At 64.6% G+C, this 24,556-nt stretch carries 24 protein-coding genes and 2 pseudogenes; 15 read left to right on the plus strand and 11 right to left on the minus strand.

Annotated features, from left to right (window positions below; all coding sequences use genetic code 11):
* Window positions 1-168: 168 nt before the first annotated feature.
* The 3 genes from ACVWY6_RS04230 to ACVWY6_RS04240 all read left to right on the plus strand — a co-directional run bounded on the left by ACVWY6_RS04230 (window position 169) and on the right by ACVWY6_RS04240 (window position 3,195).
* Window positions 169-1,434: a Fic family protein gene (locus ACVWY6_RS04230; protein WP_457536318.1), complete on the plus strand. Its 1,266-nt coding sequence runs from the start codon at window positions 169-171 to the stop codon at window positions 1,432-1,434.
* A 90-nt stretch (window positions 1,435-1,524) separates the two neighbouring features.
* The gene (locus ACVWY6_RS04235; protein ID WP_457536320.1) at window positions 1,525-1,926 is read left to right on the plus strand and encodes a hypothetical protein; all 402 of its coding nucleotides are present in this window, start codon (window positions 1,525-1,527) and stop codon (window positions 1,924-1,926) included.
* A 60-nt stretch (window positions 1,927-1,986) separates the two neighbouring features.
* Entirely contained in the window at window positions 1,987-3,195 is a 1,209-nt protein-coding gene (locus ACVWY6_RS04240; RefSeq protein WP_457536322.1) for an RtcB family protein, read from the plus strand.
* Window positions 3,196-3,210: 15 nt separating this feature from the next.
* Here the strand turns inward: ACVWY6_RS04240 and ACVWY6_RS04245 are convergent, their stop codons facing one another.
* Both ACVWY6_RS04245 and ACVWY6_RS04250 read right to left on the minus strand, forming a co-directional pair.
* Window positions 3,211-4,479 (minus strand): cation:proton antiporter, encoded by a 1,269-nt coding sequence (locus ACVWY6_RS04245; RefSeq protein ID WP_255326464.1) that lies wholly within the window; start codon window positions 4,477-4,479, stop codon window positions 3,211-3,213.
* 105 nt (window positions 4,480-4,584) lie between these two features.
* Window positions 4,585-5,157, minus strand: coding sequence for a sigma-70 family RNA polymerase sigma factor (locus ACVWY6_RS04250; protein WP_023963150.1), 573 nt, complete (start codon window positions 5,155-5,157; stop codon window positions 4,585-4,587).
* A gap of 515 nt (window positions 5,158-5,672) precedes the next feature.
* Between ACVWY6_RS04250 and ACVWY6_RS04255 the strand changes: the two genes are divergently transcribed.
* The 3 genes from ACVWY6_RS04255 to ACVWY6_RS04265 are packed head-to-tail and all read left to right on the plus strand — an operon-like array spanning window position 5,673 to window position 7,763.
* On the plus strand, window positions 5,673-6,236 hold the full coding sequence (locus ACVWY6_RS04255) for a type 1 glutamine amidotransferase domain-containing protein (RefSeq protein WP_400728189.1): 564 nt from the start codon (window positions 5,673-5,675) through the stop codon (window positions 6,234-6,236).
* Between the two features lie 34 nt (window positions 6,237-6,270).
* Window positions 6,271-7,098: an oxygenase MpaB family protein gene (locus ACVWY6_RS04260; protein ID WP_243404244.1), complete on the plus strand. Its 828-nt coding sequence runs from the start codon at window positions 6,271-6,273 to the stop codon at window positions 7,096-7,098.
* 29 nt (window positions 7,099-7,127) lie between these two features.
* Window positions 7,128-7,763 carry an LON peptidase substrate-binding domain-containing protein gene (locus tag ACVWY6_RS04265; RefSeq protein WP_400728186.1) on the plus strand — a complete coding sequence of 212 codons (636 nt, stop codon included), beginning with the start codon at window positions 7,128-7,130 and terminating at the stop codon, window positions 7,761-7,763.
* Window positions 7,764-7,781: 18 nt separating this feature from the next.
* Here the strand turns inward: ACVWY6_RS04265 and ACVWY6_RS04270 are convergent, their stop codons facing one another.
* Together ACVWY6_RS04270 and ACVWY6_RS04275 are read right to left on the minus strand one after the other, a co-directional pair.
* Entirely contained in the window at window positions 7,782-8,297 is a 516-nt protein-coding gene (locus tag ACVWY6_RS04270) for a DUF4190 domain-containing protein (RefSeq protein ID WP_400728183.1), read from the minus strand.
* An 88-nt stretch (window positions 8,298-8,385) separates the two neighbouring features.
* Window positions 8,386-9,081 carry a hypothetical protein gene (locus ACVWY6_RS04275; protein WP_457536324.1) on the minus strand — a complete coding sequence of 232 codons (696 nt, stop codon included), beginning with the start codon at window positions 9,079-9,081 and terminating at the stop codon, window positions 8,386-8,388.
* An 18-nt stretch (window positions 9,082-9,099) separates the two neighbouring features.
* Here ACVWY6_RS04275 and trhO point away from each other — a divergent pair, with 18 nt between their 5' ends.
* The 4 genes and pseudogenes from trhO to ACVWY6_RS04295 all read left to right on the plus strand — a co-directional run bounded on the left by trhO (window position 9,100) and on the right by ACVWY6_RS04295 (window position 13,513).
* Entirely contained in the window at window positions 9,100-9,957 is an 858-nt protein-coding gene (gene trhO, locus ACVWY6_RS04280; protein WP_400728177.1) for an oxygen-dependent tRNA uridine(34) hydroxylase TrhO, read from the plus strand.
* Window positions 9,954-10,991: a CobW family GTP-binding protein gene (locus ACVWY6_RS04285; protein ID WP_400728174.1), complete on the plus strand. Its 1,038-nt coding sequence runs from the start codon at window positions 9,954-9,956 to the stop codon at window positions 10,989-10,991. Before trhO ends, ACVWY6_RS04285 begins: the two co-directional genes overlap by 4 nt.
* A 283-nt stretch (window positions 10,992-11,274) precedes the next feature.
* Window positions 11,275-12,006 (plus strand): annotated as a pseudogene (locus ACVWY6_RS04290) (N-acetylmuramoyl-L-alanine amidase); the annotation flags it as partial.
* A 556-nt stretch (window positions 12,007-12,562) separates the two neighbouring features.
* The gene (locus ACVWY6_RS04295; protein ID WP_457536327.1) at window positions 12,563-13,513 is read left to right on the plus strand and encodes an SDR family oxidoreductase; all 951 of its coding nucleotides are present in this window, start codon (window positions 12,563-12,565) and stop codon (window positions 13,511-13,513) included.
* Here ACVWY6_RS04295 and nadE read toward each other — a convergent pair.
* Entirely contained in the window at window positions 13,482-14,306 is an 825-nt protein-coding gene (gene nadE / locus ACVWY6_RS04300; protein WP_062798707.1) for an ammonia-dependent NAD(+) synthetase, read from the minus strand. The genes ACVWY6_RS04295 and nadE overlap by 32 nt on opposite strands.
* 6 nt (window positions 14,307-14,312) lie before the next feature.
* Here nadE and ACVWY6_RS04305 point away from each other — a divergent pair, with 6 nt between their 5' ends.
* Window positions 14,313-15,119, plus strand: coding sequence for a fructosamine kinase family protein (locus tag ACVWY6_RS04305; protein ID WP_457536328.1), 807 nt, complete (start codon window positions 14,313-14,315; stop codon window positions 15,117-15,119).
* Window positions 15,116-15,677, plus strand: a pseudogene (locus ACVWY6_RS04310) (nucleosidase). Before ACVWY6_RS04305 ends, ACVWY6_RS04310 begins: the two are co-directional and overlap by 4 nt.
* A gap of 9 nt (window positions 15,678-15,686) precedes the next feature.
* On the opposite strand, the gene ACVWY6_RS04315 reads toward ACVWY6_RS04310, so the two are convergent.
* The 5 genes from ACVWY6_RS04315 to ACVWY6_RS04335 all read right to left on the minus strand — a co-directional run bounded on the left by ACVWY6_RS04315 (window position 15,687) and on the right by ACVWY6_RS04335 (window position 20,432).
* Window positions 15,687-16,502, minus strand: coding sequence for a DUF6542 domain-containing protein (locus ACVWY6_RS04315; protein ID WP_457536329.1), 816 nt, complete (start codon window positions 16,500-16,502; stop codon window positions 15,687-15,689).
* A 71-nt stretch (window positions 16,503-16,573) separates the two neighbouring features.
* On the minus strand, window positions 16,574-17,068 hold the full coding sequence (locus ACVWY6_RS04320) for a hypothetical protein (RefSeq protein ID WP_457536331.1): 495 nt from the start codon (window positions 17,066-17,068) through the stop codon (window positions 16,574-16,576).
* 140 nt (window positions 17,069-17,208) lie between these two features.
* Window positions 17,209-18,360, minus strand: coding sequence for a DNA recombination protein RmuC (locus ACVWY6_RS04325; RefSeq protein WP_062798698.1), 1,152 nt, complete (start codon window positions 18,358-18,360; stop codon window positions 17,209-17,211).
* A 51-nt stretch (window positions 18,361-18,411) separates the two neighbouring features.
* Complete coding sequence (locus ACVWY6_RS04330) at window positions 18,412-18,915, minus strand: methylated-DNA--[protein]-cysteine S-methyltransferase (protein ID WP_457536333.1); 504 nt, start codon at window positions 18,913-18,915, stop codon at window positions 18,412-18,414.
* A complete protein-coding gene (locus ACVWY6_RS04335) occupies window positions 18,915-20,432 on the minus strand; it encodes an AlkA N-terminal domain-containing protein (protein WP_457536334.1) in 1,518 nt (505 codons plus the stop codon). Before ACVWY6_RS04335 ends, ACVWY6_RS04330 begins: the two co-directional genes overlap by 1 nt.
* 217 nt (window positions 20,433-20,649) lie before the next feature.
* Between ACVWY6_RS04335 and ACVWY6_RS04340 the strand changes: the two genes are divergently transcribed.
* Window positions 20,650-20,904: a hypothetical protein gene (locus tag ACVWY6_RS04340; RefSeq protein WP_062798692.1), complete on the plus strand. Its 255-nt coding sequence runs from the start codon at window positions 20,650-20,652 to the stop codon at window positions 20,902-20,904.
* 3 nt (window positions 20,905-20,907) lie between these two features.
* On the opposite strand, the gene ACVWY6_RS04345 is transcribed toward ACVWY6_RS04340, so the two are convergent.
* Window positions 20,908-22,020 carry a DNA glycosylase AlkZ-like family protein gene (locus ACVWY6_RS04345; RefSeq protein WP_457536337.1) on the minus strand — a complete coding sequence of 371 codons (1,113 nt, stop codon included), beginning with the start codon at window positions 22,018-22,020 and terminating at the stop codon, window positions 20,908-20,910.
* Between the two features lie 101 nt (window positions 22,021-22,121).
* Between ACVWY6_RS04345 and ACVWY6_RS04350 the strand changes: the two genes are divergently transcribed.
* The gene (locus ACVWY6_RS04350) at window positions 22,122-23,348 is read left to right on the plus strand and encodes an AI-2E family transporter (RefSeq protein ID WP_457536339.1); all 1,227 of its coding nucleotides are present in this window, start codon (window positions 22,122-22,124) and stop codon (window positions 23,346-23,348) included.
* 69 nt (window positions 23,349-23,417) lie between these two features.
* Window positions 23,418-24,497, plus strand: a complete 1,080-nt coding sequence (gene ychF, locus ACVWY6_RS04355) for a redox-regulated ATPase YchF (RefSeq protein WP_023963187.1) — start codon at window positions 23,418-23,420, stop codon at window positions 24,495-24,497.
* Window positions 24,498-24,556 lie beyond the last annotated feature (59 nt).

Here is a 24,556-nt window from a genome sequence, read left to right on the forward strand (position 1 = left end):
AGCGGCCTCAGCGACCTGTCCGACGGGTATCAACTACTTCTCGGACGGTCCGCATTGGTCGTAAAAAGACACTCGCGCCCGCAATGCTATTTGGTCCAGAGTGGGTACTGGATAAAATAGCTACCCTGAAGCAGGCAGCTATTCGGTGTACGGCGCGGGAAGGACCAGATGGCGTACAAGACGTTGAGGTCGATCTTTCATCAGCGAGATCGTGTCGGTGCCGACGCCGAGGAACGAGCTCGACGAGATTCTCCTGCCGCCCTCCACTGGGACCTGATGATCGGCGAATACTCGATGTTCGCGATGATGACACCCCAAGTCGCAGCCCTGATCGAACGGATTATGAGCTTCGAGCCGACGATCCGAGCCGAGTGGGAGGGGCTACCTGACGCCGCACGCCGCCACTATCTGGATCGCATGGTGATCGACGAAATCCAGGCGACAAACGAGATCGAACATGTCCGCTCGACCCGAAGGGAGATCAGCGAGGCAATCGAGGCCGTGCGGTCGGAACGGCCCATCACGACTAGGCGGTTCGCGGAGATGGTGCGGCTCTACCTCGCCATCGGCGACGACGAGGCCAAAAGTCCGCAGACGCTCGACGACATCCGGGCTGTCTACGACGCGGTGACCCGGGGTGAGATTCGTGACGAAGACGCCCCCGATGGGCGGCGGTTCCGGCAAGGACCGGTATCGATCGAATCAGGAACCAAGGTCGTGCACACCGGTGTGTTGCCCGAGTCGGCGATCGACGACGCGCTGACTCTCATGCTGAGCCAGGGACGCGACGACTCGATTCCCCGGCTGATCAGAGCGGTGGTCTCGCACTTCGTGTTCGAGTACACGCACCCCTTCTACGACGGGAACGGCCGAACCGGGCGCTACCTTCTCGCACTGGACCTTCGGCAGGTGCTGGCACCGTATGCGAGCCTGGCACTGTCGGCGACCGTAGCCGACAACAAGGATCGCTACTACCGGGCATTCGCCGACGCGGAGAATCCGTTGAACCGCGGAGACCTCACGCCCTATCTGATCGACATGCTGGAGATCATCGCCGAGGCGCAACATCGTTTGCTGCTCGACCTCTCGGAGCGTCGGCGGAAGATTGACACCATCGCGGCGAGCATCCGCGTTCTGCTTGAAGATGAGCAATTCCCGCTGAGCGTAGGACTCGATCGCGAGTCGGTGCCGCCGGTTGATCGCGACGATATCGGTGCAGTCCTGTACACCCTGGGCCAGGCTCACCACTTTGATGCGAACCGCACCGTCAAATTGAAAGCCCTCGGCGACGCGGCTAAACGGTCGAGTCAGTTCATCCGCCCGCGACTACAGCGCCTGGACGATGCCGGGATCATTGAAACGGTGACGAAGAAGCCGCTGCGCTTCGGGCTTACCGCGCGGGGCTTATCGCTCCTCGAGCTGGGTGGTGAGTGATTCTTGCCTACCGAAGCCCATCGGTAACAACTTTGCGATCATGAACGAGGAATCAAAGAAGACGTTCGTTCGTGAAAGGACCCCGCTGCTGTGAACCTGCCGAAGAGATCTGGGCAACCGGGTCGGGTGTTCCTCATCGCGGCGGCGATACTGCTCGTCGTGGCTGCGGCGTTCGCGTTCTGGCCGGTGGACAACTCGCAAGGCACAGGCTGCGGGAGCTGGGCACTCAAAGACGACTCGTCGGCGGTGGCGAAGGACGCTGAGTTCAACTTGGGCGACACCACCAAGGACTTGACCCGGGCGCTGGCCGATCGGTATCTCGGCGACAACTCCGCCAACAGTCTCGGGCTCAGCGACAACACCAGCCAAGTGCAGGCATGCGAGTCCGCGCGCGGAGACCAGACCAGCGAGGTCGTGATCTTCGGATTGGCCGGAGCGGCTGCACTCGTGGTCGGCTTGATACGCCGGTATCAGCCGACGCGGGCCACCTGACCGGCCACCGAGCATTCGGTCGGCCACAAACGCCTTGACCCCGGCGATAGTGTCCGACATATGGACAGCAATGCGGGAAAGCCCCGACGTATCGACTCGTTCAAACTCTTGTCGTTCGCTTCGCACATCGACGACAACACGATCGAGCAGGCGAAACAGACCGCGGCGATGCCGTTTGTCCACCCGCACGTCGCCCTCATGCCAGATGCCCACTCGGGCAAAGGTTCTGCCGTGGGAACGGTCATCCCCACCATCGACGCGGTGATCCCCGCAGCAGTCGGCGTGGACATCGGCTGCGGAATGATCGCACTGATGACCCGGTACAGCGAGGACGACCTCGCAGGCCGTGATCTGTCGGCACTGCGCGCATCGATCGAATCGGCCATCCCACTGTCGCCGGGTAACTACAACCACTCGCTCGACCGGTTCCCGTTCACCGCGCAACGGGTGGCGTCGCTCGCCGCGGATGCAGAGGGCAACCGGGTGGACCTGTCCCACTCACCCAAGTGGCGTGAGCAACTCGGCTCGCTCGGAGGCGGCAATCACTTCATCGAGTTGTGCATCGACAACGCCGGCGGCGTCTGGTTGTTTCTCCACTCTGGTTCGCGTGGCGTCGGCAACAAGATCGCGCAGAAGCACATCAAGATCGCTCAGAAGTTGTGCAAGCAGTGGCATATCGGGTTACCCAACGCCGATCTCGCCTACTTGCCGGCGCAGACGCCGCAATTCGACGCGTACCTGACCGAACTGTCGTGGGCCCAGCGGTTCGCGTTCGAGAACCGCGCGGAGATGATGGACCGGTTCAGGCAGGTGTTCGCGGACTGGATCGGCCACGACGGCGATCCTGCCGACATCGAGACGGACTCGGTGAACTGCCACCACAACTACACCGTTCAGGAACGCCACGCGGGTAAGGACGTGTGGCTCACCCGCAAGGGAGCCATCGATGCACACGAGGGTGTGCGTGGTGTGATCCCCGGTTCTATGGGCACCCGCTCATATGTCGTGCGCGGCAAGGGAAATTCGGCGGGCTTGTGCTCGGCTCCGCACGGGGCCGGTCGCCGGTTCTCCCGCACCGAAGCCAAGCGCCGGTTCACCGAGGCAGATCTGGACAAGGCGATGGTCGGCATCGAATACCGGCACGGACCCGACTGGATCGACGAGATCCCGGCGGCCTACAAAGACATCGACGTTGTGATGCGTGACGCTCGAGAACTCGTGGACATCGAGTTCGAACTGCGTCAGGTTCTCAACGTCAAGGGAACCTGAGTCCGCGGGGGTGGTTCATTGCTTCGGATCCCGTTCCGCGGCGGCAGCGTCATCGCGTTCGCCTTCGAGTAGACGCATCACCCTCGCGGCGCTCACACCGTGCACCACCACCGACAGTACGATCGTGAAAGACAGTGTGGCCCAGAGCATGTTCGCCTGTGGCAGGTCGGTTTCGGCGACCGCGTAGGCGAGGTAGTAGATCGAGCCGATACCCCGGACCCCGAAGAACGCGGTGGCCCTGCGTTCTTTGGGGCCGAGGTCGGCGCAACCCTGCAGCGACAGCCACCCGACCACGGGTCGGATGACAAACACCAGGGCCACACCCACCAAGACGCCGCCCCAGGTCAGTTCGGCCAGCAGTCCGGAGGTGAGGGCAGCGCCCACGAGAAGCAGCACAACCAAAGTCAGGACGTGCTCGAGTTGTTCGATGAGACTGTGCATCTCCTCGTGGTAACCGCTGGACCGTTCGACGTTGCGGATGGCCAGTGCGCAGGCGAACACCGCCAGGAAGCCGTAACCGCCGACGAGTTCGGTGATGCCGTACACCGCGAAGGTTGCGGCCAGTGCGACGATCGGCTCACCGCGATCGGCCAGCCGCGCGTGTTTGATCGGGAAACGAAAGAATCCACGGCCGAGCAGGTCACCGGCGAACCAGCCGACCAGACCACCGATCACGATCTTGCCGACCAGCTCCCACGCCAGCCACGGCACGATCCAATTCTCGATCGGCCCCTTGGTCGCCAGGAATATCGCCAGGTATACGAACGGAAATGCGAGTGCGTCGTTCAGGCCTGCCTCGGATGTCAGCGCGAACCGGACCTCATCGTCTTCCTGGTGGGAGCCCTCGCCCGAGGTCGGTCCCTCGACCTGGACGTCTGAGGCCAGCACTGGGTCGGTGGGCGCCAGGGCCGCGCCGAGCAGAACTGCCGCAGCGGGGGTGAGCGCAGCGGCCCACCAACCGAGTACCGCGACGCCCGCAATGCACAGCGGCATCGCGATGAGCAACAGGCGCCAGGTCGAACTCCAGGTGCGCCAGTTGAGCGGCCGGTCGATGGCCAGTCCCACACCCATCAACGCCACGATGACGCAGGCCTCGGTGAGGTACTCGGTCACGGCCGGATGGGAGAGAGGGGAGACCGGGTCGGTTCCGGTGTCCCCGACGATGAGTCCGGTGATCGCTCCGATCGCAAGGACGATCATCGGGGCCGACAAGGCGCGGTCTCGGAAAAGTCGGGGAACGGTCGCAGCGAGTAGCAGCGCGACGCCGGCCGACACGTAGACGATTTCGACGTTCAGCGCGGGCGCTCCGGGGTGTGTGGTCTGACCATGACCACTCCGTACCCCGAAGGGCCGGCACCGAACCTCAGGCGACGGATCAGATGGGCGAGATCACGCCTCGGCGTGGATTTGCGACCTCAGCCGTAGGATCCCGTCGCGGAGGCGGGTCTTGAGAGTCGGTACCAAGATGCCGAGACGCTTCGCGGTCTCTCTGTGCGTCAGGTTGGCGAAGTACACCATGTCGATGCTCTGACGCTGGCGGCTCGACAGCTTGCTGAGGTGCCGCCGGATCTGAAGGTGTTCCTCGCGCAGCAAGAGGGGCTCATCGGCTCCGCCCTGCGGGATGTCGACCGAGAACATCGCGAGGACCGCGGTCTTCTTGCGTAGCCGTTCTTCTGCCCTCACCCGGTCGATAGCCCTGCGGTGGCAGATCATCATGAGCCAGGACAGCGGCCTACCCATCTCCGGCTGGTACTGACCGGCCTTCTGCCATACCTCGATGTAGACCTCTTGGAGGGTTTCCTCGGCGTACCCGAGATCCCGAACGGTCTTGTAGATCACCCCGAACAGACGTGCTCGGGTGGCGTCGTGCAATCGCCGAAACGCCGCTTCGTCTCCGCTGGAGACACGCTGGAGGAGTTGACCGAGGTCGACCTCTGACTCCGTCTCGGGTGCGTCGGTCATATTTCCATATAGGAACATGTTCTCAGTCCGTTACAGTCGCAGCTGTCCATCGCCCGGCCCCGAGACGGGTTTGAATTGTGTGTGGAGTAGTCCAGCAAGGGCTTCCGCGTACCGCTGGTACTCGCGCAGCCCGGTGTGGCCGGTGCTACTCGTCAGTAGAAGTTGGTTCGACCGACCTGAACGTCGCTCTCAATCGTGTTTGGCGACGCAATTCGGATTGGTGCAATGCGGATCTGTCTTGGTCTTGTGGATGTCGCCCCCGAAAGTCCGGAACTCTTTCACCTCGACCTCCATCTGCTGGCCGCAGGCTGGACAATGGTGAATCACTGGTTTGCTATATGTCTTGGTTGCCATGCCCCACCGTAAGACTGTGATGTAGCTCACGTCTAGGCCCAATCGGCGGAGACTTTCCCCTCCATCGACTGTTTGTCGGCGAGGTGCACAGGGTATCCGGATCGGCGAGTGCAGAACGCGCCAAAAGCACACGTGCACAACACTTTGACCGGGAGGTTGCAATGGCAAACGAACTGAGTGGTCAGAAGATCGCATTCTTGGTCGCGCCGGAGGGTGTCGAGCAGGTGGAACTCACCGAGCCGTGGGAGGCGGTCAAGAAAGCGGGCGGTACGCCGTCTCTGGTCTCCCTTGAATCAGGGCAGATCCAGGCTTTCAACCATCTCGACAAAGCTGACCAATTCCCCGTCGACAAGGTGGTCGCCGAGGTTCCCTCGGCAGACTTCGACGCTCTGGTCCTGCCGGGAGGTGTCGCCAATCCCGACAATCTGCGGATGAACGACGAAGCCGTCAAGTTCATCTCCGGCTTCTTCACCGAGGGCAAACCGGTTGCTGCGATCTGCCATGCCCCGTGGACACTCATCGAGGCCGGTGTGGTGTCCGACCGCACGCTGACATCGTGGCCCAGCCTGCGCACCGACATCGCCAACGCCGGTGGGCAGTGGACCGATGAGCAAGTGGTTGTCGACAACGCCGGTTCGAACACCCTGATCACCAGCCGCAAGCCGGATGATCTACCCGCATTCTGCGAGGCGCTGATTCGAGAGTTCGCCGCCGACAACAGGTGATATCGGGCATCATCACCCTGAAATAGGGGGAACCGTGCGAACACCCACGAAGACCGCGGATTTGCTGACCCTCATGGGGAGCGCGAACAACACGGCGAACGTCATCATGCAATTGGCGATGGCGCCTGTGGGCCACGGCGTCCGAGAAAGCCGGGTCGACTCCGGGAATGTCTTCATCCACCCCGTGAAGCGGGCACGGACAACCTTTTCGTTTCTCGCCGTCGCGTTGATGGGCGACGACGAGGACAAGGAGTTCGTGCGGGAGCAACTTCGATCCGTTCATCACCAAGTGGTGTCCACGGCAGCCAGTCCCGTGAAATACAGCGCGAATGACCCACGCCTGCAACTCTGGGTTGCCGCGTGCCTGTACCGCTGGTTCGTCGACCAATACGAGTTCCTGTATGGACCCATACCTCCTGGCCAGGCTGATGCCATTTACCAAGACGCCGCCACATTGGCGACAACCCTCAATGTGCGACCGCACATGTGGCCGGCCGACCGAGAACAGTTCGAGCGCTACTGGGAGGAGCAGCTCGGGTCGATCCACATCGACCCTGCGGTGCGCGAGCATCTGCTGGCCATCGCGGACCTCAGTTTCCTGCGAGGTCACGTGGGTCCGGTGGGCACCTTGCTTCACTTGACGCTGGGAAAGCCCTACTTGTTCATGACCACAGGTAGCCTGCCCCAGCCGTTCCGTGACGAGATGGGCTTCCGGTGGTCGCCCGCGCAGCAGCGTGCCTTCGACGACATCCGGCGGATGGTGGCAGTGGTCGACCGAGTGGCGCCCGTGCTGAAGTTGATGATGCGGGCGCAAGTGTTGGATGTGCGGCTGCGGCGACGCGCCGGGATCCGGGTGTTCTGAGGTGCCGGCAGCCAGGCATGCTGGGTGACATGAGCGCACACCCGATGTTTCCGCTGGGGATGACGCTGCTGCCCGGCGAACCGTTGAGCTTGCAGGTGTTCGAACCTCGCTACCGGACGATGATCGCCGACTGCACGTCCGAGGACGGCGACAACACGTTTGGCGTCGTCCTGATCGCTCGAGGCCACGAGGTGGGCGGCGGCGAAGAACGCGTGGACGTCGGCACACTTGCCTTCATCGAGGAATGCAGTCCACGTCCCGACGGCCGCTATCACCTTTCGTGCGTGGGTACCGAACGATTCCGGGTGAGGTCGTGGCTGCCCGACGACCCGTATCCGAAGGCCGACATCGAGCTGTGGACGTCGCCGCAGACCGATGACCTGAACCTCGACCTCCAACCGGTGGTCCATCGACTCGACTCGTTGGCCGAAGCGCTGATGCGGATCCGGGGAATCGCGGTCGGCGATCGCCTCATCGAACCGCTCGACAACGACGAGACGGTGGAGACGAAGGTCTACGGCACCGCCGTGCGGCTGGGTCTCGGCCCGGCCGATCGACTACGCATTCTGTCGGCGCCGACGACTGCAGAGCGTATCGATGCACTCTGCCAGGCCCTCGACGACCTGATCGCGGTCATCGAGTTCTCAGGACTGCCGAGTAATTGACCGCCTGAGTAGCGGTGGTCAGCTCGATCCGGAGCTTGCCGCGACCAGGATGACAAAGCCGATGATCCCGATCACCGAGATCGCGATTCCGATCCAGCCGAGGATCTGTCCGGCCTGGGCCATGCCCTTGCCACTCTGCGTTCCCTGCGATTGGTCGATCTCTTTGATCGCCTTGTTGCCGAAGATCACCGCGGGAATGCTGACCAGGCCGCACACGAGCACAAATGCACCGATGCCCAGCACCAGCGAGATGACCGCACTGGTGTTGGTCTGGGCGACGGGGGTGTAGGGATACCCCGCGGGGTTGAACCCGGGCACCTGACCGTAACTCGGCTGGCCGTAGCCCTGTTGCCCATAGTTCGGCTGGCCGTAGCCCTGCTGGCCGTAGCCCTGCTGGCCGTAGTCGGGCTGACCGAATCCAGGCTGCTGGTAGCCGAATCCGGGGTCCGCGGGCGGCGGATTGTCGCCGGCGCCCGGATCCTGTTTGCGCAGCGGATCGTTGGAGGGTGGCTCGTACGGCGGGGGATAGGTCATGGCCGTCACCTTTCAGGCTCGACTGGAGCGCTCGGGCTCAGCTGGAGTTGGTCAGGCAGCGGCCCGATTCGTGTGCGAGTGTATCCGGCTAGCGCCCGGGTGTGGCGGTGGATTCCTCGCCGCCTTCGGTCAGTGCGGCCGGAGCCGGGTCGGCGCCGGACAGGGCGCGGTACTCACCGTCGCGCAGGGCAAATCCGTTGAGTGATCGGGTGTTCAGGCAGTACAGGCCGGACTCGTCGTTCAGGCATTGGAAGGTGCCGACGGAGATCGTGGAGCCGGTGGGCAACACCGAGCCCCGAACCCACACCCACGGTGTGTCGGCACAGGTCCCCTGGGTGGGGGTGTCGGTGAGGACAACGTAGTCGGCCTCCCAGTTGCAGTAGTCGCGGGTGGTCGTGGAGCCGCCGGCGGGGTTGGTGGGTTCGCACGCAAGGGTCGGCCGGTCGCGCTGCACGGTGGAGCAGTTGACTGCACCGTCTGCGGTCGCGAAATGAAACTGCGAGGTGTCCTCTATCGGACCGTCCTGTGTCTGCGCGGCCTGGTGATACATGCTGTTGTCGACGCGGGGCGCGGTGCTGATCGCGGTGGCCACGGTGAAGCCCTGTGATCGCCCGGCCGTGGTGCTCCGTGTGGTCGTGGTGGTGGAGGTCGCCGATTGCTCGGTGGACAATTCGTCGGTGGGCGGCAGTTCCGTGCGGGTGGGGCCGTCCTCCGGAAAGCAGCCGCCGAGCACCACTGCGGCCGCGACGGCTGCGATGGCCACGGCAATCGATCTGTTCCACATGTCCGTACCCTTACCCGTGTGTCGACACCCAAGATCGTGCTTTTCTACGTCTTCACGCCGCTGGCCGATCCAGAGGCAATCCGCCTATGGCAGCAAACTTTATGCGAGTCGGCGGGCGTGACGGGCCGGATCATCATCTCCGAGCACGGCATCAACAGCACCGTCGGCGGCGACATCACCGCGGTGAAGCGCTACGTCCGCGGCACCCGGGCATATCCGGCGTTCAAAAGTGCAGACATCAAGTGGTCCGACGGCGCCGGCGATGATTTTCCTCGCCTCAGTGTCAAGGTGCGTCCGGAGATCGTCACATTCGGGGCGCCGGACGAAGTGCAGGTCAATGACAGCGGCGTCGTCGGCGGGGGTGCGCACCTCACGCCCGAGGGTCTCCATCAGCTGGTTGCGGACCGCGGAGACGACGTCGTGTTCTTCGATGGCCGAAACGCGATCGAGGCGCAGATCGGTCGTTTCCGCGACGCGGTGGTGCCACCGACGCAGACCACCCGCGACTTCCTGGAGGTCATCGAGCGCGGTGACTACGACCACCTCAAGGACAAGCCCGTGGTGACCTACTGCACCGGCGGTGTGCGGTGCGAGGTGCTGTCGGTGCTGATGCGCAACCGCGGGTTCGGTGAGGTCTATCAGCTGGACGGCGGAATCGTCCGGTACGGCGAACAATTCGGCGACGACGGCTTGTGGGAGGGCTCGCTCTACGTCTTCGACAAACGGATGAGCGTCGACTTTTCCGACCACGCGAAGGTCATCGGACATTGCGCGCAGTGTGGCGCAGCCACCAAGAACGTCGCCAACTATCCCGACGCCGACGGCAGAGACCTCGTTGTCGTCTGCCCCGACTGCCTCGCCGGACCGGAGCGATGACGACCGTTCCTGTTCTGATAGTCGCTGGGTTCCTGGGTGCCGGCAAGACAACACTGCTCAACCACCTTCTCCGCAACCGGGCCGGTCTGCGAATCGGGGTGGTGGTCAACGACTTCGGAGCGGTGAACATCGACGCGATGCTGGTGGCGGGTCAGGTCGACGGCACGGTCGCGCTCGGCAATGGCTGCATGTGCTGCACGGTCGACGACGACGGACTCGAGGCCACCTTTTCCGCGCTGACCACTCCGCGCGCCGCTCTGGACCTGATCGTGGTGGAGGCGAGCGGCCTGGCCGAGCCGCGCAATCTGGTGCGGATGGTCGCGGCGAGCACTCATCCGCGAATCGAGTACGGCGGTCTTGTCTACCTTGTCGATGCGGCGAACTATGAGGCCACACGGGAGCGTCATCCGCAGATCGATCAGCATGTGGCGCTCGCCGACATGATCGTGATGAACAAGGTGGACCTGGCCCAGGAATCGTCTGTCGACGCCGTGCGCAACCGGCTACGCGAGCGAAATGCCACGGCGCCGATCGTCGCGACCAGCGACTCCGCGATCGACGTCGGGCTGCTGTTGGATGCTGACGAGAAGCCCGTGGATGACAAGGCTCCGCGGCAGCTGGGTCTCGACGAGCTGCTGCTGGCCGAGGATCTGGGCGGCGAAGACGACGGCGATGAGCACTGCGGTCATCTGCACCACGACTACCAATCGGTGTCCGTGACCGAGAGCGCCCCGATGAACCCGCGGGCGCTGGCGGCCTTTCTCGAACAACCCCCTGCGGGTGTGTTCCGTATCAAGGGATTCGTCTGGTTCGACGTGGTGGGGCATCGGCAGAAGTACGTCCTGCACACCGTGGGGAACTACGTGACGGTCCACGCCCAGCGCTGGGGGAAAGACGAGCCACGGCGTACCGAACTCGTGGTCATCGGGGTGGGCATCGACGAGGAGCAGGTGCGCCGGGTCCTGCTGGAGGCCCGCGCCGACGGCGACGTCGACAAGCAGGCCATGCTCAGCCTCACCCGCTACCTGCGGTAGCGCAGGGTACCTGCGGATCTGCCTGTCACAACCTGTGCCGCCGCACAGTTACGCATCGACCAGATCACAAGCCAACAACGGTTTCTGAGCTGCAGGTCGACAATTTCCCAAAAGTCTCAACTACTGCTTGACTGTTACTGAAGTGAATATTGTGACTGATGTTGCGCCCATCGGGTGGAACTCGGACTCGATTTCAGGCGTACTCGAAAGGAACACCGTGACCAAGAAGAACCTCCGCGTCGCCGGGCTCACCGCCCTGGCGGTTGCGGCCTCCCTGATCGCGATGCCCACTGCGGCCAATGCCGAACCTGCACCGGCACAAGGGAACACGCTGGCAGGCAGAACTGTATTCCTCGATCCCGGACATCAGGGGTCGGCTGCGGGCAACGACCTGAACAAACCGGTTCCTGACGGGCGTGGAGGCACGAAACCGTGTCAGACCACCGGAGCCACCAGCCCCGACGGGGTGCCTGAGCACAAGGTCAACTGGGACATCACCCAGCTGGTCAAGGCCGGACTCGAGAGCCAGGGCGCCAAGGTTGTCCTGAGTCGCCAGGACGACACCGGGTGGGGAGGGTGCATCGATGAGCGGGCCAACGCGGCCAACGCCTCGAACGCCGACCTGGCCGTGAACATCCATGCGGACTCGACCTCACCCGGCACCGATGCGGGTAAGAGTGGCTTCCACATCATCGTCCCCGAACTGCCCATCCCCGACGCGGCCGTGAACGAGGTGCAGTCGGGCAAGGGGCGCAAGGCCGCCGAGCAGATGCGTGACGCGTTCAAGAGTGCGGGGTTTGCACCCGCGAACTACGCCGGCGCGCAGGACGGACTGCAGACTCGCGCGGACATCGCGGCCGTCAACCTGACGAAGGTGCCGGACGTCTTCGCCGAGCTGGGCAACCTGTCGAACCCGGCTGATGCCGCTGCGTTGTCGGGTGCCGAGGGTCAGCTCAAGTACGCCATCGCCATCGTCGACGGCGCCATCAGGTACTTGCTGACCGGTGCCACCGCACCGACCCCCACGACCGCCCCCACCACGGGCACCACGCCTACCACCGCTACGGCGCCGACGACCGGAACCTCGCCGACGACGGCCGCGCCCTCCGCCGCCGGTACACAGCCGACCACGCCGGCGGCATCGACGGTCGCCCCGACCGCACCTTCCACCACCACGCCGTCGGCGACCACCCCGTCAACACCTGCGCGATCGACGACGACACCCTCGACGAGCACCCCGAAGGCAACCACGCCTTCGACCACACCGAAGACGACCACCACGACTCCCTCGCCGGGTATCGGGCTCCCACAGTTGCCTCTGGCCGGTCAGCAGTCCACTACACCCACCACCGAGCAGAGTGAGGGAATCGATCTGAGTGGTCTGCAGGCGATCCTGCCGCTGCTCGGACAGCTGACGCAGACCGACGATCCCGAGGCCATCGAGGGTCTGCTGTCGAGCGAGGGAAGTGACGCCGCATCGCAGGTACTGCAGGCGATGTTGTCGGTCGTCTACGAGATGTTTGGCGGCAAACTCCCTATCTGAGTACGGACGTGACCCGTAGGGTTGGGTCATGAGTGTTCGAGATCTGTTGGTGATGAAGGCTCCAGTGCCCACCTTGCAGGGCAAGCGGGTCCTGATTACCGGTGCGGGGAGCGGGATCGGCAAAGCCACTGCCGTGGCGGCCGCGCGTGAGGGTGCAGCGCTCGTGCTCACCGACATCGCCGCCGACAATCTCGACGAGACAGTCGCCGAGATCAAGCGCGCCGACGGCAAGATCCTGTTCCATCGTCCCGGTGACGTCTCGGACTACGAGTGGGTGCGCCGGTTCGCCCAGCAGGTGGACGCCGAGGTCGGCGTGATGGACGTGGTGATGAACATCGCCGGTGTATCTGCTTGGGGCACAGTGGAAAACCTGGAGCACCGTCACTGGAAGAAGATGATCGACGTCAACTTGATGGGCCCGATCCACATCATCGAGTGTTTCGTTCCGCAGATCGTCCGCCGTGGCCGTGGGGGCCATCTCGTCAACGTGTCGTCGGCGGCGGGCCTGCTCGCACTGCCCTGGCACGCGGCATACAGCGCCAGCAAGTTCGGGGTGCGCGGCGTGTCCGAGGTGCTACGAATGGACCTGCGCCGCCACAAGATCGGGGTCTCGCTGGTGTGCCCCGGCGGTGTCGACACACCACTGGTCAACACCGTGGACATCGCCGGCATCGACCGGGACAACCCGAAGGTTCAGCGGCAGATCGAGCACTTCCACAAAGTGGCCGTCTCTCCCGAGCGTGCCGCCCAGGCCATTGTGCGTGGGGTGCGCAAAAACCAGTTCATGGTGTACACCTCGCTGGACATCCGATTCGGTTACTGGGTGGCCCGCAAGTTCGCCTTGCCGTACGAGGTGGTCATGCGTATTGCCAACAACCGATTCGACCAGCTGGCAAGAGTGAGTGGTCGTAACCTCGAAGCTCTTGCCGTGCAGTCGGATTCGAATACTAGCTCGTCCACCAGTCGTCAAAAGGGCTGACCGGTACCGTTCGCTTGTGCCGGGTGCGCAGAAACAGGGATTCGATCCGTTCGGCCACCTGACCGTCCACCTCGTGGCCCTCGAGGTAGTCGTCGATCTGGCTGTAGGTGACACCCAGCACTTCTTCGTCCGGCAACGCAGGCCGATCATCTTCGAGGTCGGCGGTGGGAACCTTCGAGGTCACCGAGTCGGGTGCGCCGAGATGCCGGAGGATCTGTGCCCCTTGTCGTTTGGTCAACCCGGTGAGGGGAGTGATGTCCACGCCCCCGTCGCCGTACTTGGTGAAGAATCCGGTGACGGCCTCCGCCGCGTGATCGGTACCGACCACCAGGAGGTTGTCGTGGGCGGCGATGGCGTACTGCAACACCATGCGTTCGCGGGCCTTGATGTTGCCGCGCACCAGGTCTTCGAGTGGTTCGCCGATAGTCTGGACGACTTCCTCGGCAGTGGCGTCTGATCCCGGCTTGACGTTGCACACCACCGACCGGTCGGGCGCGATGAACGTCAGTGCGATCTGGGCGTCGTCTTCGTCGGCTTGTTCGCCGTAGGGAAGCCGTACCGCGACGAAGGTGGCTTCGGTTCCTTCTGATCGCAGGCCCTCGACTGCCAGCTGGCACAGCTTGCCGGTGAGGCAGGAGTCCTGACCGCCGCTGATTCCGAGGATGAATCCTGCCGAGCCCGCAGCCTTCAGGTACTGCTTGAGAAAGGCCACTCGCCGTTCCACTTCTGCTCCGGGGTCGATGGTGTCCGACACCTCGAGCTCGGTGATGATGCGCTTCTGCAGGCTGGTCATGAGGCGATGGTAGTGCGCCCTACGGTGATCCGGCACGCTGGACGGGTGAGCGCAGACGAGTACCGCAAGCATCAGCCCGGAGTGCACCCCGATTTCTTCATGGCCGAGGCGGCCGGTCTCCGGTGGCTCGCCGCCGCCGGAGCTCCCGTTGTGCGGGTGTTGGATGTGGGAGCTGACCACATCACCTTGGCCAGGGTGGTGACGTCGGCGCCCGGCAAGGCCGCCGCACGCGACTTCGGGTCCGCTCTGGCGATGATGCATGATGCGGGGGCCGACCAGTTCGGGAGCGGGCCACCTGATTTCGACGGGCAGATGTTCATCGGCCGGCGTCCGATGCCGTCAGACCCGACCGCCACGTGGGGCGACTTCTACGCCCGCCAGCGAGTGCTCCCATTTCTCGACGATGCGGTGTCAGCGGGAAACCTTGGTGCGGCCGACGAATCGGACACCAGGGCGGCGTGTGAGTTGATCGCCACGGGGGCGTTCGACGACGATGAGCGCCCAGCCCGGATCCATGGTGATCTGTGGAACGGAAACGTGATGTGGACATCGAAAGGGGTGGTGATGATCGATCCTGCCGCGCACGGCGGACACCGTGAGACAGATCTGGCGATGCTGGCGCTGTTCGGTTGTCCGGAATTGGGGGCGGTCATCGACGGGTATCAGGAGGCTCACGCGCTGGAACCCGGTTGGCGCGAGCGGATTGCGCTGCACCAGCTACATCCTCTGGCGGTGCACGCCGCCGGCCATGGTCCGCATTACGGGGTCGAGCTGGGCCGGGCCGCCCGTCGCACGCTGGAACTTGCGCGTTGAGCAGCATCTTGGTGGTGTCGGCCACCCGATTCGGAAGCAGCCTACGTACCTGCCGATCTGCCGCTGCTCATCTGCGGGATCGGCAAGGTCGCCGCTTCGATCGCGGTGACCCGGTCGTTGGCGGCCCATCCCGACCCCGCGTCGGTGACCGTGATCAACGTGGGCACTGCCGGAGCGCTCCGGCATTCGATGGCCGGCCTGTATGTGCCCTCGGTGGTGCACCAGCACGACATCAGCAGCGCCGCTCTCACCGCGATGGGATACCCGGTGGTGGACCGGATCGAACTGCCCGATGGGGACGGCAGCGAACTGGCCACCGGAGACACCTTTGTGGCCGACCCTGCTCACCGCGATGCGCTGGCGCATCGGGCTGCGCTGGTCGACATGGAGGGTTTCGCGATCGCTCGGGCGGCCGAAGAGTTCGGGGCGCGGTGCCGCCTGGTGAAGGTTGTCAGCGACGACGCAGATGAGCACGCCATGGATTGGCCGGCCAGGGTGGATGCGGTGGCAGGACTCCTCGGCGACTGGCTCCGAACCCAGGTCGCGGTCGCGTCCTGACCGGGGGATTCAGCTGGGTTCGCGGTACCGGAGCCGGGGGGCGTCGGTCAGACCATCGGGCGCCCGGTAAGCCCGTGCGCCCGGAGGCGGTGGGTCGTACGTCGATGCACGCCGACGACCAGGCTCGGGGGCTTCCGGAACAGCCCGGCGTCGGCGAGGGGCCGCGGCCGGATCCGATGCCCGGTTCGCAGCGCGGTCGCGCGGCTCGGTGGATCGGGCGGTGCCCGCGCGAGGCGCTTGGCCACTTCGCGACCGCGAGGTGGTTGCCGCGGGCGGCGTCGGCTGGTCGGATCGGCTCGCACGGGTTCTCGCTGGAGTGTCCGTGGATGCGGCAGGGCGTCGACCCGTGGCCGGGCGACGATCGTTCTTGGTGAGGACGACTGTCTTCTTGGGATGGGTGAACCACACTCGCGCCGCGGCAATCGCGAGCACCGCGACAAAGGTCCAGCCCATCAGAGGAAAGAGCTTGGCAACCGGAAGAGCCACGTTGAAGATCAGCCGCTTGACGCCGGAGTCACTGTCGGACACCAGGAAGTAGAGGGTCACCACCGCGACGACGAACAGGATGAGCGGGGGCTGTGTGACGGCGGTGAACAGCGCGCGTCGGCGTACCGCGAGTACCGCGGCGATGCAGCCGATCACGTAGAGGGCCCGGAATCCGAACCCGAGACTGGTTTCGTCACCGGCGAGCGCGAGGACCGCACCCAACACCGTCAGGCCACCGGCGAGCAACACCGCGCCCCACCACGGAACCCCGGGTGCGGTGGGAAGTGCGGATTGCTCATCGAGGGGAACCCCCGAGCGAGAGCGCGGGCCAGAAATCACATGTCGACCGTACCGGTAAACCCTGAGAAACCCGGTAACGAACCCGTGGGATCGAACTGTGGCGAGTATCGCTAACGGGGGCCGTCGAGCGAGGCCCGGCCCGGCAGACCCGACCCGGGAACGCTCCCCACACGGGCTCCCGTGGACGTCGTGGTGATCGCGTGCGCGCATGTGAAGTCCGCCGCCCGCGCCAGCGTCCGCGGTCCGCGCCGGTTCGACGACTGCACGGCTCGCTCCCGTATCAGCAGGGTGCGCACGTGGTCGGCCGATCCGATTCCGCTGCAGCCTGGCTGTTGCCCGGTGGTCCGAGTCGCGTTCACGACGGCCGCGGTGACCTTCGCGTGTGTGAGGACACTGCCGAGCGAGCCGGTGTTCGCAGTTTCGACATTGGCGGCCACGGTCGCCGCCGGTGTGATCACCTGGCCGGTCAGCTCACGGTCGGCGTTGCCTCCGGCCGCGAATGCGAATGCTCCCACGGCTGCGGTGGTGAGGAGCCAGCCACTGACCACGCCGGCGCTTCGAAGAGTTCCGGATGACGGTGTCTGAGGAACGCGGCTGACATGCATGTGACTGACTCCAGGTTTTGAAGGGAACTGGAATCACTGTGGCGTCTGCCGCTTGGACTGGGCTTGAAGATGACTAGGAAGCCACGCGACCGGGCCTTCCAAGTCATCTTGTCCATTCCAAGAAGGCCGGTCGGTGCACGTCAGACCAGCCCGGCACCGGTGCGTCGGGGCTGGGAGTCGATCGGAACCGGCGGGGCGAGGTCATCGAGGTCGGCAAATGCGTCGAGTTCGGACAATTTGCGGGCGGTGACGGTGATCCGTGAATCGATGGTGCCGATCGCGCCGTTGTAGGAGTCCACGGCCTTGGACAGCGAACCCCCGAGCTTGTCCAGGTGGCGGGTGACCATCCCGATGCGTTGATACAACTCTTTGCCGAGATGGTGGATCTGCTGGGCATCTCGGGTCAGAGCTTCCTGACGCCAGCCCAGCGCGATCGTTCGGAGCAGGGCAACCAGATTGGTGGGAGTGGCGATCACGACGTTCTGGTCGAATCCGAAGTCGAGGAGGTCTGGGTCGGCGCGGCACGCCATCTCCAAGATGGCCTCACCCGGGACGAACAGCACCACGAACTCGGGTGAGTTGCCGACAGATTCCCAATAGGACTTCGACGACAGCTGCTGCACGTGAGCGCGCAGGGCGCGGGCGTGCGCGCGGTAGCCCTGCGCCCGTGCGGTCGGGTCGGTGCTCTCAGCGGCTTCCAGATATGCCGACAACGGCACTTTCGCATCGATGACGATGTCTTTCCCTCCGGGAAGGTGCACCACGAGGTCGGGCCGGACGCGGCTCGAGTCGTTGGTGGTCCCGGCGGCCTGCGTCGTGAAGTCGCAGTGTCGCTGCAGACCCGCCGCCTCGATCACGCGCTCGAGGTGCAGTTCGCCCCACCTTCCGCGGGCTTGTGGGGAACGCAGCGCTCCGGCCAATTGTTCGGCCTGCGACCCCAGATGTGCTGTGGTCTGGCGCATTCCGGTGACCTGCTCGGAAAGGCCCGCATAGGCCGCGATGCGGTTGCGTTCGGTACGGCGCAGTTCGCCCGCGAGCGAGTCGAGCGTGTCACGCAGCGGGCCGACGATGTGCGAGACCTGCTGCCCGATCGCCCCGGACTGGCGGCGGGCGGCATCCTCGCTGGCCGCCGACAACGATCGGACCAGTAGATCGTGATTGGCATGCGCGGCTTCGGCCTCCGCCCGCGCGACAGCCACTTCGGTGTTGGATCGGCCGGCGTGCACAAACCATCCGAGAGCGAATCCGATCACCAGCCCGAGGACGAGCAGTAGAACTGCGGTGGTACCCATGGTGTTGATGGTGCATCAGGGGTCGGACATCCTCGGGGAGGCGCGGTGGTCTCAGGCCCGTTCTTCGTGGGCGATCAGCCATCGTTTGACGTCGAGGCCGTACCGGAACCCCCCGAGGGTCTTGTCGGTACGCAGCACTCGATGACAAGGGACGAACAGGGCCGCGGCGTTGCGGGCACATGCGCTCGCAGCAGCGCGGATCGCGGCGGGCCTGCCGCTACGGGCCGCGTACTCCGTGTAGCTGACCGGAGCCCCGGCGGGCACTTCTCGCAGCACGTCCCAGGCATGTTCGAGGAACTCACCTGATCGTTGCCGGACAGGGATGTTGTCGATGGCCGTCAGGTTGCCTTGGTGGTAGGTCTTCGCGGCAGTGGTGACCTCACCCAGATCGGGCTTGTCCACCAATGTCAGCGGGCGGATCGACCTGTGGACAAGGGCTTTGAGGTATTCGGGATCGTCGGACCATCCGGAGGCGAGCACCCGACCGTCGCTGTCGACGATCATGGTGAATGGTCCGGTGGGTGTCGAGATGGTGGACCAGGCAGCTGTACTCATCAGATCTTCTCTCTTGTGGGTGCAGGGATGGAGGTGGGTGTGGGCGCCAGCATCGGAACCGTTCGTGCGAGAGCATGGGCCCACAGGTGCATCGATGCGTACGAGCGCCACGGCGACCAGTGCCCGGTGGCGCCGAGGTCGATCCCCAGGTCCTGAGCCGAGCGTTTGAGCACCAGGTCGGTACTGAGCAACACATCGGGATTGTTGAGCAGGCGCATCGTCACGTAGTCCGCGGTCCACGAACCGATTCCGCGTTGGGCGAGCAACTGGGTACGCACCTCTGCTGCCGGCATCCCTGGATGGATGGTGAGGTGGCCGTCGGCTACGGCTCGGCTCACGTCGACGATGGCCGAGGTGCGGGCGGCCGGCCCGGTGAGCACCTGCGTCCCTCGCTCGGCCACCGCGTCGGCCGTGGGGAAGAGGTGGGTGATGTCGCCGTCCGGCTCGGCCAGAGGTTCCCCCAGGGCCGCAACCAGTTTGGCGGCGTGGGTCCGTGCGGCAGGTAAGGAGATCTGCTGGCCGATCATCGTACGAAGGAGAACTTCGAAGGCGTCGGTACATCCGGGGGCTCGTATGCCCGGGCGTTCGGAGATCAGAGGCGCCAGAGCAGGATCTGCCGCGAGGACCTCGTTGGCCGCGGCCACGTCGGCGTCCAGATCCAGCAACTGCCGGACGCGGTGCACCGCCACTCCGAGGTCGCGCATGTCGTGCAACCGGAGGTCGGCGCGGACATGGTCGGACAAGATCTCCAGACCGACGATCACCGGCCCATGCGGCAACGACATCGAACGTCGGTAGATACGGCCATCCCAGCTCTCCACACCCGCCACAGCGTGTCCGGACAGGAACCACCGCAACCAGGGTGGTGTGAACGGCTGGCGGACAGCGAGTTTGAGTGTGACGGCACTGCCGGTGGCACCTGGCGCGTTGGTGGCACCTTTGGCACGCAGAGCGGTGGGCGTCTGGGCGAACACCTCGCGCACCGTGTCGTTGAACTGCCGGATGCTGGCGAAGCCGGCGGCAAATGCGATGTCCGACATCGGCATCGTGGTGCATTGAATGAGCATCCGCGCGGTGGTGGCCCGGTAGGCCCTGGCCAGGGCGAGTGGTCCGGCGCCGATCTGTTCACCGAGAACCCGCCCGAGTTGGCGTGGCGAGTACCCGAGGTGCTGGGCCAGGCCGTTCACGCCGCCCCGGTCCACGATGCCGTCCTCGATCAGTCGCATGGCACGTGAGGCGAGGTCGGAGTTGATGTTCCAGCGCGGCGAACCCGGGACGGCATCGGGGAGGCAACGACGGCAGGCGCGATAGCCGTTCTGCTGGGCGGCCGCGGCGGTCAGGACAAACGAGACGTTGCCGGGCTTGGGCGTGATGGCCGGGCACGATGGCCGGCAATAGATGCCGGTGGTGCGTACCGCCACGAAGAACTGACCGTCGAACCGGGCGTCGCGTGCCTGTAGCGCGCGGAAGCAACGGTCGAAGTCGAGTTGGCTCGCACTGATCGCGGTGGTGGGCATGGCACCACTCTGGCAGTATTCCGGCACTCTTACTAGCGGGAATCGGACGCGGCCGTCACGGGGGTTCTGGGCCGCTCACGCGCGCCTGGCGGCCCGCGTGAGACGCTGTGTCCCAGATCACGTGGAAGCTGTGGCGGTTAGCCTGAAACTGCCGACTTTCAGGCTCTTTGCGCAGGAAAAGGCGGACAAAACGTCCAACCCGTGCCAGAGTGGAAATATGTACGTAACACGATGGGGACGCAAAGAGGCGCCGTTGTCGCAGTTTCCCGGCTGGGGTGTCGAGATCATGATGGGTCTCTACGGCGAACAGTCGGTGCGGTCGGCGATCGAGGCCGAGAAGAACGCTTCCGCCGGGTCGGTCCGGCCCGCCGCGGGTACGGATCTGCCGCAGCCGAAAGACGTGGATCCGGTGCAGCAAGACCTCGACGCGGTCGGCGGGATGTTCCGCTGGCTGCAGCGTCGACGCGCCTGAACGTCAGTCCATGGTGTCGATGCCGGCGAGTGTGACGCCACGGAACCGGGCCAATCTTTCGGCCTCGGCAGCGATGGCTTTCTGCATTTTGGTGGTGTGACGGACCCACGGCTCGACCTTGATCCGTAATTTCTTGCCCGCCTTGGCGGGACGCCAGGTGCCCACCGGTTCGGCTGCCGCAAAAATCACTCCCGGTCTACCCAGGACCGGCCACACGGCTTTACGGCGCTCGACCTCGGGGACCAGCATCTCTCGGTCGCGTCCTTGCAGTAGAGCGTCATACGGTCCGGCGAGCCGGACAGCCGTCGGCTGTGGGGGATCGGTCAGGACGTCGATGGCCTCGAGCAACGCCGATTTGCCCTGACCTTCGACGTCGACATCGAGAACGTCATCGGGCCAGTGCGCCTTGACCTCTTTCACCGGTGCGTCCAAAAACGCCGCCACCTCTTGGGCCGCGGCAGGACCGTAGAACCGCAGGTAATTGCGGATGAGGTCGAATTGTGGGGACGCGTCGGCGTCCGGCCTACGGAATTCGTTGGGGCGCAGACCTTTCACCCTGTGCAACACCGGTGGGCTGGTGTTCGGGACCAGTTCGAGACCGGCCTGCAGAGCCGCGAGGCGAAACGTCTGCTCATGTGGGTGCACCGCACCGCACGGTGTGCAGTCCCGTAGGTGGTGCTCGGGCAGCTCGGTGGTCAACCGGCTCGACATCTCGCCCTTCACCATCGTGTCGGTGACGAGGGCGCGCATCGTGGTGGCCAGCTCGCGCAGCGCCACGAGGGTGTCGACACCCGCGTCCTTGAACTTCTTGTTGGCGTCGAAGATCCGTTTGGCGGCATCGAGTGACGAGTAGGGGCTGACGGCCACCGCGACATCACCGAGGTCGGTCCGCCGGTAGTAGTGTGGCGCTCCACGCACCGTCCAGGCCACGGTGAGACCCTCCATCGCGGCCGCTGACATCCCCCGGATCGTCAAAGCCCAAGGCGCGCCGTCGGGTCCGGTGTCCTGGACACCGAAGTCGAGCAGATCGCAGTCGTCACCGGTTCCGGCAGGACGTTCGAGTTGCTGAGCGAACCACCGGGCAGCAAGAACCTGTTCGCGACGGATCGACTGCATGATGACCTCCTCGTGACAACCGTACGGAGCACCGGCGACATCCTGTGAGCCGTTCGATGTCGAGTTCGGTCCCGGTCGGCGTCGTATGTGACGATCACACCATGGCAACAACACCGTCGGACGACGCGTCGGAGCAAGTTCGGCCCAAGGTCACCAAGTCCGTGACCGGTCCACGCCGCCGGTCGCACCCCACCCGCGGCAGGGTGATCGGGAACGGTATGGCGTGGACGGCCAAGCACAGCCTCCGGATCATCTTGATCACGATCGCCGCCTGGATCGCGGCGTGGGTCATCGGCAAGTTGTGGACGATTCTGCTGCCCATCGCCATTGCGCTCATCGTCTGCACGGTGCTGTGGCCACCCGTGCGTTGGTTGCGGTCCAAGGGGGTTGCGCCTGCCGCGGCATCCGGCCTGGTCCTGGTTCTCGCGCTTTTGGTGGTGGCCGGGGTGATCAGCGCGATCGCACCGTCCGTCGTCGACCAGTCCACCGATCTGGCGAACCAGGCCACGGAGGGTGTCGAGAAGGTGCAGGAGTGGCTGCACGGTCCACCGTTCCGGTTCAGCGAAGACCAGCTCAACAATGGCGTGGACGCCATCACCAGCCGCATCCAGGACTCGAGCGCGACCATCGCCTCGGGTGTCTTCTCCGGCGTGACCGCGGCGACGTCCGTTCTGATCACGCTCTTCACCGTGATCTTCCTCGTGTTCTTCTTCCTCAAGGACGGACCCCGGTTCGTGCCGTGGCTCCGCCGGGCGAGCGGCCAGCCGGTCGCCGAGCACCTCGCAGAGGTAATGACGAGGGTGTGGTCGACGCTGGGTGCCTTCATTCGAACCCAGGCGCTGGTCAGCTTGATCGACGCCGTACTGATCGGGCTCGGCTTGGTGATTCTCGGTGTGCCACTTGCGTATGCGCTGGCCATCATCACGTTCATGGGCGGGTTCATCCCGATCGTCGGTGCGTTTGTTGCCGGCGCTCTGGCGGTGTTGGTGGCGTTGGTGGGCAACGGGGTGTGGACCGCCCTCATCGTGCTGGGCATCATCGTGGCCGTCCAGCAGTTGGAAGGAAACGTGCTGCAGCCGTGGCTGCAGTCGAGGTCGATGAACATGCATGCGGTCATCGTCTTGCTGTCGGTGTCACTCGGTGGATCGCTGTTCGGCATCGTCGGTGCCTTCTTGGCGGTCCCGGTCGCGGCGGTCGGCACGGTGATCCTGCGGTACCTCGATGAGCAGATCGCCATCCGCGCCGGCGAGACGGTGGAAGCGGACGAAGAGGACGATGATCTGGTGGTTCCCAAGGGCGAATTGCCCACCGATCCCGAACCCACGTAAGCACTCGCACGGCGCCGGGGATCGTACGGCGCGCTGACGTGCTCCGGGCGGCAACTAGACTGGTCGGTTGTGAGTCTTACCCTCGGTATCGTCGGACTGCCCAACGTCGGCAAATCCACCCTTTTCAACGCGCTGACCCGCAACGATGTGCTCGCCGCGAACTACCCGTTCGCCACGATCGAGCCCAACATCGGTGTGGTGGAGTTGCCCGACTCGCGGCTGGCCCGGCTCGCGGAGATCTTCTCCAGCGAGCGGATCCTGCCCGCCACGGTGTCGTTCGTCGACATCGCGGGCATCGTCAAGGGCGCCTCGGAGGGCGAGGGGATGGGTAACCAATTCCTCGCCAACATCCGCGAAGCCGAAGCCATCTGCCAGGTGGTGCGTGTGTTCGCCGATGACGATGTGGTGCACGTTGACGGCCGGGTCGATCCGGTGTCCGACATCGAGGTGATCGAGACCGAGCTCATCCTCGCCGACATGCAGACGCTCGAGAAGGCGCTGCCGCGGCTGGAGAAGGATTCGCGGAAGAACAAGGACCTCGTCGAGGTCGTGGCGGCCGCCCAGGCCGCGCAGAAGGTACTCGACGAAGGCAAGACCCTGTTCTCGCAGAAGGACTCCCTGGACTTCGCGAAACTCCGTGAGCTGCATCTGATGACCACCAAGCCGTTCCTTTACGTGTTCAACGCCGATGAGTCCGTGCTCACCGATGCCGACCGCATCGCTGAACTCAAAGCTGTTGTGGCCCCGGCAGACGCGGTGTTCCTGGACGCCAAGGTGGAGAGCGAGTTGCTCGAACTCGACGCCGAGGATGCCCAGGAACTTCTTGACTCCATCGGCCAGGACGAGCCCGGCCTGCATTCGCTGGCTCGCGCGGGATTCCACACCCTCGGGCTGCAGACCTACCTCACTGCGGGACCAAAAGAGTCGCGCGCGTGGACAATCCACAAGGGCGACACCGCACCAAAGGCTGCAGGTGTCATCCACACCGACTTCGAAAAAGGCTTCATCAAAGCCGAGATCGTGTCCTTCGACGACCTCGACGCCGCCGGCTCGATGGCTGCGGCGAAAGCTGCAGGCAAGGTCCGGATGGAAGGCAAGGACTACGTGATGGCCGACGGGGATGTCGTGGAGTTCCGTTTCAACGTGTAGCGGAGTGCTCTTTCGCGAGTCCGCAAGGTCTCGCCTCTACGAGCGGCATCGGCTTGTCT

The organism is Williamsia sp. R60 (assembly GCF_054063855.1).